This window comes from Pseudomonadota bacterium (assembly GCA_016719885.1).
Classification (GTDB): domain Bacteria; phylum Pseudomonadota; class Gammaproteobacteria.
Genome location: JADJYF010000009.1, coordinates 1 through 13,994 on the forward strand (window position 1 = coordinate 1; position 13,994 = coordinate 13,994).

A 13,994-nucleotide genomic window follows, 5' to 3' on the forward strand; every position below is an offset into this window, starting at 1 on the left:
TGCCGGCTACCCCAACGATATGCATGTCATCGGCGATGCCAGCGCGGTGCCGGCCAGCGACGGCAAGGCCGTGCCTAAATCGGGACACATGGCCAACTCCGAGGCCAAGGTCTGTGCCGACGCGATCGTGCGTGCCCTGAATGGCGAAGCACCGGACCGCAACGTCGCGACCAGTTCGGCCTGCTACAGTCCGATCACCGCGCGCAGCGCCTCGTGGTTGTCAGCCAACTTTCTGTATGGCGACATCTGCGGCACCGCCGGCGCGGTCAGGGCAAGGGCATGCACCGCGTCGATTAGACTGAAAGCGCCTGCAGGGCAAGTCAACCAGGATAACTACCAGGACATGTTCACCTGGGCCGACAGCCTGTTTTCCGACAGCTTTTCCTGAAGCCCGCCTGGGCCACGCGCCGCCGTCCCGCTGCGGACGGTGGCGCACCCGCCATGCGTGCAGGTATCCAGCCGTCAGCCAGACAAGCCACGACTGTGGGTTTTGTCATTTCAGCACCTTTCCTTGAGGCCTAGCCTGTTCCTCGACGTACCAGGGAACGTCGACGGCGCGCCGTAACGCGCGCGTTGACCCAACACGCCAGCGCGTGCGAGGAGGAAGGGATGGATCGACATCAAGCACTGTCGGGTCCGTACGCGGAATGCCACGAGACCACGAGCGCATTGCCGGCGGTCGCGGATGCGACGGGTCTCATGGCGGCCGTGCCCCATGTCGGACGTGGCGACGGTGGGTCGCCGCGTCGGCCGGAGCCAGACCCGCGTGGCGAGATCTGTGGCGATGCGCTCGAGCGCCTGGCCTGTGGCGTGGTGGTGGTCGACGGCGCCGGCAAGCTGGTGCTCTGCAACGGCGCAGCGCAGGCCATCTTGCAGCACGGTCATGTCCTCAAACTCGTGCAGAGGCGCGTGACCGCGACACGGGCCTGCGAATCGCGTCGCTGCACGCTGTTGTACGGCGCGCTTGCCCACCACCAGCCGCGCGGTGGCCCGATGCTGGTGCGAGGTGCCGCGCGCGGCGCCTATGGGGTCATTGTCGAGACCGCCGCCATGGCCCTGCGTCATCGCACCGGTGCCGCCGCCACGCTGTATATCACCGACCTCGATGCCAGGCCCGCCCACGCCCACGAAACGCGCGTGCGCGCGATGTTCGGCTTCACACCGGCCGAATCGCGCATTGCGGTCGGCCTCGCCGATGGCGACTCGGTGCACACGGCCGCGGCCTGCGCCGGCGTTACTATGAGCGCGCGTTTTCCGCTGAAAGAATCTACGAAAAACTCGGCGTGCATAAGCAGGGCGAACTGGTGGCTTTGATTCGCAGCGCGTTGCCGCCCTTGCGCGACGGTGGCCCGCCGGGTGGTACCTGGGAGCGGGACAGGCGATGAACCGCAATTGGGAGCTGCGGCGGGCGCGCGGCGCCTGGAATGATCCCGTCACGGCGCCGTGCACAGTCGCTGCGCGAGCGCTCCATCATCACCGATACATCAGGAAGTACGCCATGAACCGTCAATTGCCCCTCGCCCTCGCGCTGGTCCTGGCGGCAGGCACGCCGTCTGCCCACGCGCTCATCACCTACCACACCGTCGATGTCGCAGCGGCCATCGGTCACGGCGGCAATTTCCTCGACGGTTACATCCGCGCCGACGCCAGCGATTCACAGCTCGCGGACTTCGGTCTGCCGCCCGCGTTCGCCAATCCGCACGGCGCGCTGTCCACCGCCGTGCAGTTCAACCTGCCCTTCGGCCAGGCGCCGGTGGCGAGTTACATGAGCGGCAGCGCCACCCGCAGGACAACTTCAGAGTGAGCGGGCAGCGCGTCGACGTGCGTGGCTTCTCGCTGTCGGCCAACGATGTGCGCAGCAATTTCTCTTCGTTTCAGATCAGCAATGTCGGCGCGGTGCGCGAACTGTCGGCAAGTTTCGACGGGCGCATGAACATCGACTACACGGCCGACTTCGTTTACACCGGCAGCAACAGCGCCTGGCAAGGCAGCCACACCGAGGTCGACTTCGCCGCCATCGGCGGCTACCTGTTGAACGACGAGAGCAGCGGGCTGCGTCACGCCAGCGCCGACCAGTTCGCCGCGCTTGGCAGCTTTGCCCAGGGCGCCGCCGACTATCTCAACCTGGTGGTCGACAATCACCTGGTGCCCGACGACTGGACGCAGGTCGGCCTGTGGCTGTATTCCGGCCACTACACCGAGGACAACACCCGCGGCTTCTTCACGCCCGCGCTGCTGGGCGGCGACTTCATCGGCTACAACGTGTGGTATTCGACCGACCAGTTCGTATTCGGTCGGCCGCTGGAGGGCGCCGATGACAACGGACTGTTCAGCGCCGACGCGGTCGCGTCGCTGATTGCAAGCGGCGCGTTCCCGGAACTCGGCGGCCTCAAGCTGGCCGGCGACGGCTTCGCGCAATTGTTCGACATTCACACCATCGCCGGCGACGGCACGGCGCGGCCATCACCATCCGTTATGACGACAGCGTGCTCGCGCCCGGCGAAACCTGTTGTCGATCGTGCACTTCACCAATGGCGGGTGGGAAACGCCACCAGACGCTCGACACCGAAGCCAACACCGTGACCTTGACGGTGACGGTTTCTCGCCCTTCGCGCTGGTCAGCACACCGGTGCCGGTGCCTGCCTAGGCGTGGCTGCTGGGCCCGGCGCTGCTGCTGTTGGCGCGCCGCCGCGCGCACCGCGCCCCCGGCGCCTGAACTTGGCGCGGCGGGTAGACGAGCCCTGCTCGTAGCGCCCGCCGCGCCTGTCGGCATCGTTCGCAGGATGTGTCGATGCCGAGGGTCAGGGATGACCCACCTCGGTGGCGCGCCCTCTTTCAGGTGCGATTAGATTCGCACCGGCAGTCATGATCGCAACACCTGCCCCGCCCGCGCGTCGGTCACCGCGCCGTTCTCGTACAGCATTTCACCATTGACGATGGTATGCAGGATGCCGCGCACGGCGACCGATGCGCTTGGCGCCGCCAGGCAGAGACCGAGCAACATGTCACGGTTGGCGAGGATCTCCTTCATGCGATCGACGCGATGGTTGAAGGTCGAAAGGATGAACTCGTTGTCCAGATCGTCGGCCAGCGTGAGATCGAGGAAGGCATCGACCGGGTCCTTGCCCTCGGCCTTCGCAATCTCGTCGATGGTCTTGCCTTCGTAACCCTTGAGTTCGGGCTTGCGCACTTCGTGCACGCGCACCCGCGTCCAGTTGCGGAAAGTTTGCGGCCGCTTGAGATCTTCGCGGAACTGCGCGCGGAAGGCCGGATCGGCATACACGGCGCGCTGCGCGGGCTTGGATTGGTCGACGAACAAGGCGCGCCACGACGGGAACGGCGCGAACACGAACGGATTACGCATGTTCAATTCGCGGGTCAGCGGCAAGGGCGAGGTCTGCGGCCGTGCGCCGCGCGCAATCAGCGGCGCTACCTTGGCGAGGGTGTCGCGCACCGCTTCGGGGATGTCGTCGCGATCGAACATGGCGATGAAGGTCACCGGCCGACCACTGGCCTCCAGCAGCACGTCGAGCAGTTCATAGCCATCATCTTCGAGCACCGCTATCTGGCGCGTCAGGGCCACTTCCACCGCGCCGCGACCGCGCGCCTTCAGCACCTCGCCGTAGGCGCGGTATTCGGCGTGACTGGCATTGCGACAGGCGAGCGGTCGGCCGCCATAGCCCATGTGCTGTTTGAGCACGGTGCTGGAAAAACCGAACGCGCCGGCGTCCATCGCTTCGCCGAGCAAGGCGGCGATGCGCGCCGGTTTCATCGCCGGTGGCGGCGCGCTCCATCGAGCATCGCCCATCACGTAATGACGGAACGGCGTCAGTGGCGCGAAACGCGAGAAATTCATTCCGCCAGGCCGGCGACGCGCGGCGAGCGGCCAGAATTCGGGAAGGTTTCGAAATCCCAGGTGATGCCGCGCTCCAGCACTTCAAAGGAGGATCGCCTCGACGTTTGACAGATCGCGCATCGCGATCTCGCGCTTCAGGTCGACCACCGGGGCGATGCCGACCCGCAATTGCCCATCACCACGCTGGTCACGCCGTGCCGGCGACAGGCGTAGCGGCGTTAGTCCCAGCACATCTGCGCGTCGCTACCATGCAGGTGTGGGGATCGATGAAGCCCGGCGCGACCACGCAGGTCCGGCGGCATCGATCACGCGTTTGGCGCTGTCGTCGCTCTTGCCGATGCTGACGATCCGGCCGTCCAGCTGTTACACCGACGTCGGCCCGGTAACGCGCGCGCGCCTCCACCCCGCCATCGACCACCGTGCCGTTCTTGATGAGCAGATCGAGGGCAATCGAGAGCATGTGCCATTGCTCCCATGACGAGTAACGTCGCCCAATGAGAGTAACCGCAGGGGAAGGTTCAAGCGAGAAACACACGAAGCGGGGTTACGCAGGGACCTAGTCTCCGCACCCGTAGGTGCGGAATTCATTCGCGTCATCGCAGCGGGGCTCTGCGGCATCGCGGCGCCGTCAAATGTGCGAATGAATTCGCACCTACGGGCGGCGGCGGGAGAGCCCCCCCAGTACCGCCAATGCGCCGCCGAGCAGCAGCGCCGGCGCCGGCAGCGGCACCGCCGCGACCTGTACACGGAAAAAGGTGCCACCGTTCAGGGTGGTGAACTTGAGGCCATTGCCGAGCGTCGGCAGCAGGATGTTGCCGAACGCGCCGCTGATGCTGTCGGCGAGGATGACGTCGAAGGCGTCCCCCAGCACCGGCAGGTATCCCGCCAGCAGCGATACGCTCAGCGTGCCGCCGAGGGTCGCATCGCCGTGCACATCGAGGACATCGTGCTCGCCACGCGCCGTGCCGCCCAGGTCGACGGCGAAGCTGCCGCCCAACAGCGCGAGGCCCGCGGCGACATCGAACTCGCCGCTGGCATCCAGCGCGTCACCCGGTGTCAGCAGACCGTCGGCGGTGACGACCAGGCGGCCGTCTATGCTGCCGTGACCGCGCAACTCGCCGCCGGCGATCTGCACACCGAACGCGTCGCTGGCGCCGAGCGTGCCGCCGTTGATGGAAGTGGCGCCGAGCAGTTGCTGGAACTTGACGGTATCGAAGTGCGCCTGCACGCCGTCGATGCTGATGCCGAAGCGGCTGGCGCTCAGCACTTCACCGAGGCTCACCGTCGCGCCGTTGCTCAAGGACAGCGCGCCGTCGGTATCGTTGTTGAAGTTCGCCGCATCGAGATGCGCGCCATCGACGATGAACGACGCATGGTTGTCCACCGTGTCGATGTTGGCGCTCGCGCCGGCCAGCACTTTCACGCTGCCGCGATTGGTCACCACGTCCTGCGCGATGTACTCGGCGTTGATGCCCGTGACTTCGAGGCTGCCGTCATTGATCTGGCTGTCGGTCTGCACCTGCCCCTGCTCGACCAGCAGCGAGGCCTTGTTGTCGATGCTGTGGGTCTCGAGCTGCGCCGCGGTCTTGACCTCGAGGCTGCCGTCATTGGTGAGATTGCCGTGAATGGCGAGCATGCTGCCGGCGCCGGTCACGGTGGCCGTCGCGCCGGCGTGGTTGATCATGCTGTTGGCGGCGGCCTTACCGCCGCTTTCGAAGCGCAGGGTGTCGAAGTTGTCGAAGCTTTCGGCGCTGGCGATGGCGCCACCGCTCATGCGCCAGTCACCGTGATTGAAGATGCCCTGCACCACCTGCACCGTGGTGCCGAGATCGGCCGCGTGCAGCGCGCCGCCGCTTTCGATGATGATGCGCCCGGCATCGAGCAGGGCGCCGCCGTCGACGCTCACCGCGCCGAAACTGGCGAGCGTGCCGACCACCGTGAGATTGCCCGCGCCTATGCCGAGGGCGCTGTGGTTCGACACTTCCTCGGCGATGTTGCCGGTGGCCGAGGACGTGACGCTGCCGGTGTAATCGATGGCGACGAAATCGTCGGCGCCGGGCACGGCGGCGCCCGACCAGTTGGCGCCGTTTTCCCAGGCGCCGTCAGCGGCGCTCCAGGTGAGACTGTCGGCCAGCGCCATGGGCGCAATGGAGACCAGGGCCAAAGCCGCCAGTCCCTGGCCGCGACGCGTGTATCGTGAGCTTTTCATGTCTGTAATTATCGCCATGGCAGGTCACCCGTCTCTCTAACAATTGTGTCATCCGTGAGCTGCAACAAGAATTTACACGGCGCCGCGCCGCGCCGGCGCGTCGACCACGCCTTCGGCCGTCGCCCATAGGGTACCGGACACCTGGCACCCCGACTCCACGCGAATGCGCGGAGCTGTGACCGTGGTCGCGAGTCCCGGCGTGCCGATCACGCTGCCGGCCGCGATCGAGATGGTGGACTCCGACACCACCGGCCCTTTCACCAGGCAACCGGGGCCGATGGTGATGGGGCCGGGACACACCAGGGCGCCGCGCACCACGCATCCGGCGCCCAGCACCAGGGCGGTGCGAGCCTTGATATTGCCGTTCAGTTCCGAGCTCGTGCCGACCTCGAGGCGCCCTTCGGCAACCAGGTGGCTGTCGACGCGGGTTGCCGTGTAGAGCTTGAGATCCGAGGCCACCGCCACCGTGTGCTCGTCCAGGTGGCGCACGGTTTTCGGCAGGGTCCACGGGATCGGCGGCGGTCGCTGCATGTTCAGGCCGCCCGCCACCGCGGCGTCCGAGGCGAAGCGCACCACCTCGGCATTCAAGCGCTGGAAACGCGTGCCGGGCGCGAGCGTGATGGAGGACGTGCTGGAGATGCGGCCATACACCGTGCAATCACGGCCGATGTGCACATGGCCCTGGGAGTGCAGCCAGCGCGCCACCGTGCAGTTCTGGCCCAGCACCAGGTCGGTGCCGGCATAGACGGCGCGAAACGTGGCGTTGGCGCCACCGTAGAGCTGGCCGCCGCAATAGATCTCCTGCTCGTAGACATAGCCACCTTCCACCATCAGGTCGCCGCAGCCGATCAGGAGCGTGTCGACCAGGCGCGTGCGCCGGATCTCGTCCGACCACTGCGGCCGACTGTCCGGCCCGAGCAGCAGGAAGCGCTGGCCAGGGCGGAACTCGCCCTCGTAATCGGGCGGCGGCGACAAAGGGTCGATGCCTTCGCGCTCGAAGAAATTCTGGATCTGGTCGAAGAACGAAGCGGCGAAATGACGGATGTTGGTGTCCTGCTCGCGCACCACCACCAGCGGCGCCGCGTCGCTGCCGTTGAGCCATTCGCGCAGCGCCGGCATGAACGGCGCCGTGCACACCAAGAGCGCCAGCACCCAGAACAGCGCATGCCACATCATCACGAATGGCCGTTGACGCGATAGCGCGCGGTCTTGTCCCAGCGCAGTTCGCGCCGCCTGAGCGTGTCGTCGAACAACAGCGAGGCGCAGGCACGCGTGATGTTGATGAGACTGACCAGGAAGTTGAGGAAATTGAGTGGCAACAGGCGCAGGCGTTTGCGCGAGCCATCGAGATGCAGCGCTGCCGCGATCTCGAAGAACGCCGCGTAATTGCCGAGCGCACTGAACGACACCAGGCCGAACACCACCAGCACGCCGCCGCGCAGCACCGGCTCACCGAGCAGGAACAAGGCAAACGCGGAAACAAAGCCCAGCAGCAGCAGCGGCGCCAACATGTACACGCCGAGCAGCAGCACCGCGTCCAGGCGTTCGAATAAGCCCATGCCCGGCGCGCGCAGCGTGCGGCCGAGGTGACGCAGCGCGACCTGGTTGTGGCCCTTGGCCCAGCGCATGATCTGACGATTGCGCTCCTGCCACACTTCCGGCACTTCTTCGTAGCACTCGCAGCGATTCTCGTAGACGGTCTTGAAGCCGGCCAGCATCAGCCGATAGGTGAGATCGGTGTCCTCGGCATAGACATCCACGCGCCAACCGCCGACCGCGCGCAGCGCCGACAGCCGCACGCCGCCCACCGATCCGCCGTATTGCGGCAGCAGGCCGAGATTCATGCGCGCCTGCTGGTCGACCTGGTAGCCACCGGCGCGTTCCAGGTCGAGCAGGCGCGTGAGCAGGTTGCTCGATGTGTTGTGCGGCACCACGCGTCCCATCACCGCGCCCACCTCGGCATCGAAGAACGGCGCGGCAATCTGCTTGATGAGGCCACGTCCCGGCACGTAGTCGGCGTCGAACACGATGAGCACATCGGAATCCAGCGCTTCCGACACTTCCTTCAGCACCGCCGCCTTGCCCGGCATGCCCTCGCTGCGGCGCAGGATGCGCAACACCTCGGGATGCCGTTCACATGCCGCGCTCATCACCGCCCAGGTGTCGTCGCTGGAGCGATCGTCGACCGCCACCACTTCGTAACGCTCAGTGGGGTAGTCGACATCCGCCAGGGCGTCGAGGGCGTGGGCGATCACCGCGCTTTCGTTGTGGGCCGGCACCACCACCGTCACGAACGGCCAGTCGGCGGTATCGATGTCGAGATAGGGATGACGCTGACGGCCGAACAGGCGGTTCATGGTGAACAGCACGTGGCGCAGGGTGTAGACGATCATCAGCACCAGCACGAAATACACGGCGCACTTCAGCGCGAGTACCACGGCATGAGGGACAAGGCCGCTCATGTCATGACTCCCAGCTCACCACCCACGCGTACAGCGCGATGAACACGCCGATATCGAACAACAGCCCGAACAACACGTACAACAGCGGCAGCAGCAACAGCGAGCCGGCCTCGATGAGGGAGCACATGTGGACGAGGTACTGAAAGGGCGTGACCAGCACGATGCCGGCGATGATCAACAGCGTGCCGGCGATTTTCTTCGGCAGCGAGTATTCGAACACGTAATAGGAGAACGACAGCAGCAAGGGCACGAACAGCACCAGCACCAGCGCGTATTCGAGGCCGTTGGCGACATGGCTGGCGAGGCTGTAGGCGAACGGCGCGGGCGCCAGCCAGAACAGCGCCGAGGTCAGGAACTGCACGAGGCGCGCGCCCCACAAAGAGATAGCCGATGGGCAGCATGCGACCACGCATGGTGAGAAACGCCACCAGCATGATCAAGGCGCAGGCCGCGACGCTGGCGCGCAGGGTGTCGATGTCGGGCGCGCTGCCGCTTAAGGCCGGAAACGAAACGCTGTAGGCCAGCGGTCCGAACAGCACGCGGGTCTGGGTATCGAGCGCGGCGGGCAGATCGAGGCGCGGCAGCCAGAACGCGAACTCCCAGCGCCAGAAGGCGGTGATGTAATCGGCGCCCAGCCACAGCGCGGTGGCTGCCACCGACCAGCAGCAGCGGATGGAGCAGGCTCGCGCGCCGGAACTCGAGGCGATCCAGGGCGCGATGGCGACGTATCACGCGCCCCGAATGGCTCTGGTAGCGCAGCCGCTCAGCAAGCCCACGGCGTACCGGGCGCGCGCCATGTTCAGGAATTCCTGGAACAGACCAAGCTCTACGCCATGCTGGTCGTAGGTGCTGCTGACATAGCTGTCGGCGGACACGTTGATACCCAGCGCTTGCCCAGCCACTGTTTGCAGCTCACGCGCAGCTCGCCAAAACTGATGCCGACGTTGAAGCGGTTGTCGGCGAACGGCTGGTAAGCCTGTTCACCGCCGCCCAGGCGCGCCGTGACGATGCGCTTGCCATTCTCGGCATGGGACAGCGCCACGTAGCCCGAGGCCGAGCCGACCGCGCCGGGGTGACTGATGTTGTAGGTGCTGCCGGCCTGCACTATCCACTTCGAGGCGCTGTACCACACCGCTTCGGCCTTGAAGCCGGTATCGGTATGGATGTCCTTGGCATCGAAGTAGGTGACGCCGAGCGTGGTGACGAGATTGCGTCCCGGCAGCCAGCGCCGGCTGACGCTGACGTCGGTGCGCAGGCGCGGCCAGTAGAAGCCGCCCGAACTCGAACCGATGTTGACCGAAGTAAACCAGTCGGGACCGAACTGGTGGACATTGCCGAGCGCGCCGTAGAAGCCCTCATCGCCGAAGCGCGACAGCTCGTTGGCCTCGGCGCGCCACTGGTCGCTGGCGCCCGTGTCCAGGCGGCCACGCAGGTAGGCGCCGCGCGCGTGTCAGCAAAGCCGTCATTCACGTTGTAATAAATGCCGCCCGCTTCCAGTTCGCCCCCGACTCCCTCCGCGGCCTGGCCCGCGAGCGCGACGGATCCCGCGCACGCCACCACGGCGGCTCGCAGGACACGAAGCGGTCGGCGCCGGCGGCTGCTCGGCTCGAACATTCGATGCTCCGTTGCTCGCGCAAGTAAAAATCCGTGGATATGTTATAGGATTCATAGACCTATCGCGACTTATTAATTTTTCTTGGCGGATATACCCCGGAAGTCCATGAGCATGGGCACGGGAGCGGGAGTAAGGAGCCTGCGCCGGCGACCCGGCTGCGCGCGGCGCCGGTCGAGTTCAGTAGTCGCGCGCGGCGAGCATGCGCGCCACGGCGCGCACGATGCGCGGCCCGCTCTGGCCGTCACCGAAGGGGTTATGGGACAGCGCCTGCCGCACCGGCCACGGCGCGCCGTCGGCCAGCATCGCCACCAGCGCGGCCGGATCGGGCGCCAGGCGCGCCAGCCCGGTGGCGAGGATCTCGGCGCGTTCCGTGCAATCGCGCAACACCAGCAAGGGCACGCCGATCGCGGCGACCTCCTCCTGCACGCCGCCGGAATCCGACAGCACCAGGCTGCTGGCGGCGAGCAGCGCCAGGAACTCCTGGTAGCCGAGCGGCGCGATGAGTTCGACCCGCGGCTGCCCGTCGAGCATGGCGTGCAGCACCGGCGCGACCTCGGGATTGGGGTGCAGCGGCGCCACCAGCACGGTGTCCTGGTGGGCAGCCACGTAGTCGCGCACCGCGCGCACGTAGCCCGCCAGGCGCGCGCCAAGGTTCTCGCGCCGGTGCAGCGTCAGGCACAGCACGCGACGTCCGGCATGGCGCGCCAGCAGCGCCGCCAACATCGCGCCCGGCCGCGCCGTCGGCAAGGCATGCGCCAGGGCGTCGACGATGGGGTTGCCGCACAGCACGATGGCTTCCGGCGCGATGCCTTCATTGACGAGATTGACGACATTGTCGGCAGTGGCCGCGCAATGCAGGGTGCTGGCGTGTGTGATGAGCAGGCGGTTGGCCTCCTCCGGGTAGGGACTGTGGAGATTGAAGCTGCGCAGCCCCGCCTCGATGTGCACGACCGGGATGCGCAGCGACGCCGCCACCAGCGCGGCCGCCAGCGCGGTGGTGGTGTCGCCCTGCACCAGCACCGCGCGCGGCGCGAGGCGCGCGATGAGCGGCGTGAGCAGCCGCGCGGTGGTGGCGAGCAGCGCATCGACGCCCTGCCCGGGCTGCATGACTTCGAGACGGTGGTGCACCGTGATGTCCAGCGCCGCGAGCTGGTCGCGTAACAGGTCGGCCTGCTGACCGGTGACGATGGTTTCGCAACGCAGCGCCTGCTGCGCCGCGAACGCCGCCAGCACCGGTGCGAACTTGATGGCCTCGGGGCGCGTGCCCAGCACGGCGACGACACGCGTCATGACGATGACAATACTGATCGAGTCCCCACCGCGGCACTGTAAGAGCCGCCCGCGGCCGCGGCAAGGCGAGCACCGCGGGTTACAGTAAACATCGTGTCCATCACCAAGCGGGGACGAGAATGAGTGGAGCGCACGCCGCTGCTGGTCGCGGCGCTCGGCGGCAATGCCCTGTTGCGTCGTGGCGGAAACCGCCGACGCCGCCACTCGCGCGCCAATGCGCGCCTCGCGGCGCGTGCGCTGGCGCCGCTGGCCGCCGGCCGGCAACTGCTGGTGACCCATGGCAATGGCCCGCAGGTCGGCCTGCTGGCGCTGGAACGCGAGGGCGACACCCATGCCGGTCGCTACCCGCTCGACGTGCTCGATGCCGAGACCGAAGGCATGCTCGGCCTCATCCAGCAGGAGCTGGCCAATCAACTGCCGCGCGGGCGCCTGCGTCACGCTCATCACGCAGATCGAAGTGGCGGCCGACGACCCCGCGTTCGCTCGGCCGGGCAAACCGATAGGCGCGGTCTACGCCGACGACGAAGCGCACGCCATCGCCGCGGCGCGCGGCTGGCAACTGCTGCGGGACGGCAAGGGCTGGCGCCGCGCGGTGGCCTCGCCGCGGCCGCGGAGCGTGGTTGAACTGCGCATCATTGCCCAGCTGCTGGCCACCGACACGGTGGTGATCTGCGCGGGCGGCGGCGGTATTCCGGTGGTCCGCGATGCGGACGGGCGACTCGATGGCGTTGAAGCGGTGATCGACAAGGATGCGGCCAGCGCCCTGCTCGCGCGCCAACTCGGGGCCAGCGCGCTGCTGCTGTTGACCGATGTCGATGCGCTGCAGCGACTGGGCCAGCGACCATCAACGCGCGTTGCGCAGCATCGGCAGCAGCGAACTCGCGAGCCAGGTGTTCGCCGCCGGCAGCATGGCGCCCAAGGTGGCGGCGGCCTGCGAGTTTGTCGAGGCCGGCGACGGCGTGGCGGCAATAGGCCGCCTCGAAGACGCGGAAGCGATACTCGCCGGTCGCGCCGGCACGCGCATCATTGCCGGCCGCCACCCCGCGAGTTGGTGGTGAGGTCTCAGCGCGTGAGCCCGCGCTCGCGCAGGAATTGCTCCACCTCGCCGCGCAGACCCGGCGCATCGAGATCCGCGTAGTCGTAACGCACGCGCAGCACCGGCTAGTGATCGGCGCCAGCGCCGCCAGGTCGCAGGGCGTGGCGGCCACCACCAGTTCGGCATCGCTGGCATTGATGGTCGCCGCCAGCTCGGCCAGCTGCCGCGCGCCGCCAGCGAGCGCCGGCAACACGGTATCGAGATGCGGATAGCGTTCGAACACGGCCGCCATCGCCGGCGTGGCGCCTGCGCGCGGATCGACGATGGCCGCGGCGCCGCCTCGCGTGCCGCCACCAGCCCCGCGCCGTAGGCCATGCCGCCATGGGTCAGGGTCGGACCGTCGTCCACCACCAGCACACGCTTGCCGCGCACCCGCGCGGCGTCGTCGAGGCGCAGCGGTGAAGCGCCGCGCAAACACCTGGCGCGCGGATTGACGGCGACGGCCGCGGCCAGCACCTGGCCCACCGCCTCGCTGCTGGCCTGGTCGCACTTGGCCGCGATCACGATATCGGCCATGCGCAACACGCTTTCGCCGGGGTGATAGGCGCACTCGTCGCCGGGCCGCAGAGCATCGACCAACACGATGTGCAGATCGGGCCGCACGAACGGAAAGTCGTTGTTGCCACCGTCCCACAACAGGACGTCGGCTTCATCCTGCGCGCGCGCGAGGATCGCCGGCGTAGTCGACGCCGGCACACACCACGCTGCCGCTGGCGAGGTGCGGTTCGTACTCCTCCCGTTCCTCGACCGTGCACCGCGCGGCACATCGAGATCGGGCGTCGCGAAGCGATGCACCGCCTGCCGCGCGAGATCGCCATAGGGCATGGGATGGCGCAACACCACCACGCGCAGGCCATGCCCGCGCAACCAAGTCGCCAGCGCGCGGCTGGTCTGCGACTTGCCGCAGCCGGTGCGCACCGCCGACACCGCGATCACCGGTACGCGCGCCGCCAGCATGGTGCGTCGCGGCCCCAGCAAGGTGAAATCGGCGCCGCCCGCCAAGGCTAGCGAAGCGCGGTGCATGACCTCGACATGCTTGACGTCGCTGTAAGGCAAACACCACTTCATCGACCGCCGCGCCGGCCAGCAGCGCGCCCAATTGCGTTTCCTCGACGATGCGAATGCCGTGCAGATAAACGCGCCAGCCAGCTCGGCCAGGTAGCGACGCGCGGCGATATCCGGGGATCTGCGCGGCGGTGAAGCTCAGCACTTCGTAGTGCGGATCGTCGCGGTAGACGGTGTTGAAGTTATGAAAGTCGCGCCCGGCAGCGCCCAGGATCACGACCCGGCGACGGCTCATCCGATCATCACCGACTGCCCGCCGTCGACCGGCAGGCACACGCCGGTGATGAAGCGCGCCTCGTCGGAAGCGAGGAACAGGGCCCGCGCGTTCGCCACCGTCCCAGGCCGAGCCCATCTGGCGGCCGAGCGGCGCGCTGGCATTGCGCTGTTCGATGAGCTTAGCG

13 protein-coding genes and 2 pseudogenes are annotated in these 13,994 nt (G+C 67.4%); 5 read left to right on the forward strand and 10 right to left on the reverse strand.

Translation table 11 applies throughout. The features are described from left to right. From IPM80_10805 to IPM80_10820, 4 genes are all read left to right on the forward strand, one after another. On the forward strand, positions 1–388 hold a 388-nt coding region (locus IPM80_10805; GenBank protein MBK8958900.1), incomplete at its 5' end, for a hypothetical protein. Between the two features lie 221 nt (positions 389–609). Further along, complete coding sequence (locus tag IPM80_10810) at positions 610–1,314, forward strand: hypothetical protein (protein ID MBK8958901.1); 705 nt, start codon at positions 610–612, stop codon at positions 1,312–1,314. Positions 1,315–1,498: 184 nt separating this feature from the next. Continuing rightward, positions 1,499–1,804 (forward strand): hypothetical protein, encoded by a 306-nt coding sequence (locus tag IPM80_10815; GenBank protein ID MBK8958902.1) that lies wholly within the window; start codon positions 1,499–1,501, stop codon positions 1,802–1,804. Further along, positions 1,801–2,583: a hypothetical protein gene (locus IPM80_10820; protein MBK8958903.1), complete on the forward strand. Its 783-nt coding sequence runs from the start codon at positions 1,801–1,803 to the stop codon at positions 2,581–2,583. Before IPM80_10815 ends, IPM80_10820 begins: the two co-directional genes overlap by 4 nt. A gap of 280 nt (positions 2,584–2,863) precedes the next feature. Here IPM80_10820 and IPM80_10825 read toward each other — a convergent pair whose 3' ends face one another. The 8 genes from IPM80_10825 to wecB all read right to left on the reverse strand — a co-directional run bounded on the left by IPM80_10825 (position 2,864) and on the right by wecB (position 11,432). After that, positions 2,864–3,856, reverse strand: coding sequence for a hypothetical protein (locus IPM80_10825; GenBank protein ID MBK8958904.1), 993 nt, complete (start codon positions 3,854–3,856; stop codon positions 2,864–2,866). Positions 3,857–3,937: 81 nt separating this feature from the next. Then, the gene (locus IPM80_10830; protein ID MBK8958905.1) at positions 3,938–4,087 is read right to left on the reverse strand and encodes a hypothetical protein; all 150 of its coding nucleotides are present in this window, start codon (positions 4,085–4,087) and stop codon (positions 3,938–3,940) included. Positions 4,088–4,508: 421 nt separating this feature from the next. Next, on the reverse strand, positions 4,509–6,065 hold the full coding sequence (locus IPM80_10835) for a hypothetical protein (GenBank protein ID MBK8958906.1): 1,557 nt from the start codon (positions 6,063–6,065) through the stop codon (positions 4,509–4,511). A gap of 72 nt (positions 6,066–6,137) precedes the next feature. After that, entirely contained in the window at positions 6,138–7,244 is a 1,107-nt protein-coding gene (locus IPM80_10840) for a polymer-forming cytoskeletal protein (GenBank protein ID MBK8958907.1), read from the reverse strand. Beyond that, entirely contained in the window at positions 7,241–8,527 is a 1,287-nt protein-coding gene (locus tag IPM80_10845) for a glycosyltransferase family 2 protein (GenBank protein ID MBK8958908.1), read from the reverse strand. Before IPM80_10845 ends, IPM80_10840 begins: the two co-directional genes overlap by 4 nt. A gap of 1 nt (position 8,528) precedes the next feature. Further along, positions 8,529–8,888, reverse strand: coding sequence for a hypothetical protein (locus IPM80_10850; GenBank protein ID MBK8958909.1), 360 nt, complete (start codon positions 8,886–8,888; stop codon positions 8,529–8,531). A 465-nt stretch (positions 8,889–9,353) separates the two neighbouring features. Beyond that, positions 9,354–9,959: a YaiO family outer membrane beta-barrel protein gene (gene yaiO, locus IPM80_10855; protein MBK8958910.1), complete on the reverse strand. Its 606-nt coding sequence runs from the start codon at positions 9,957–9,959 to the stop codon at positions 9,354–9,356. 360 nt (positions 9,960–10,319) lie between these two features. After that, on the reverse strand, positions 10,320–11,432 hold the full coding sequence (wecB, locus tag IPM80_10860) for a UDP-N-acetylglucosamine 2-epimerase (non-hydrolyzing) (protein MBK8958911.1): 1,113 nt from the start codon (positions 11,430–11,432) through the stop codon (positions 10,320–10,322). Between the two features lie 123 nt (positions 11,433–11,555). Here wecB and IPM80_10865 point away from each other — a divergent pair. Further along, positions 11,556–12,490: pseudogene (locus IPM80_10865) on the forward strand (carbamate kinase). Between the two features lie 4 nt (positions 12,491–12,494). Here the strand turns inward: IPM80_10865 and IPM80_10870 are convergent. Both IPM80_10870 and IPM80_10875 read right to left on the reverse strand, forming a co-directional pair. Beyond that, a pseudogene (locus IPM80_10870) lies at positions 12,495–13,828 on the reverse strand (GTPase). Further along, positions 13,825–13,994 (reverse strand): SDR family oxidoreductase (locus tag IPM80_10875; protein MBK8958912.1); only part of this gene is annotated, 170 nt, incomplete at its 5' end. The gene IPM80_10875 and the pseudogene IPM80_10870, both read right to left, overlap by 4 nt.

Bases quoted from the DNA above. Each gene is read 5' to 3' on its own strand.
- IPM80_10845 (MBK8958908.1), bottom strand. From the start codon at position 8,527: ATGAGCGGCCTTGTCCCTCATGCCGTGGTACTCGCGCTGAAGTGCGCC.
- wecB (MBK8958911.1), bottom strand. From the start codon at position 11,432: ATGACGCGTGTCGTCGCCGTGCTGGGCACGCGCCCCGAGGCCATCAAG.
- IPM80_10815 (MBK8958902.1), top strand. From the start codon at position 1,499: ATGAACCGTCAATTGCCCCTCGCCCTCGCGCTGGTCCTGGCGGCAGGC.
- IPM80_10835 (MBK8958906.1), bottom strand. From the start codon at position 6,065: ATGAAAAGCTCACGATACACGCGTCGCGGCCAGGGACTGGCGGCTTTG.
- IPM80_10825 (MBK8958904.1), bottom strand. From the start codon at position 3,856: ATGAATTTCTCGCGTTTCGCGCCACTGACGCCGTTCCGTCATTACGTG.
- IPM80_10810 (MBK8958901.1), top strand. From the start codon at position 610: ATGGATCGACATCAAGCACTGTCGGGTCCGTACGCGGAATGCCACGAG.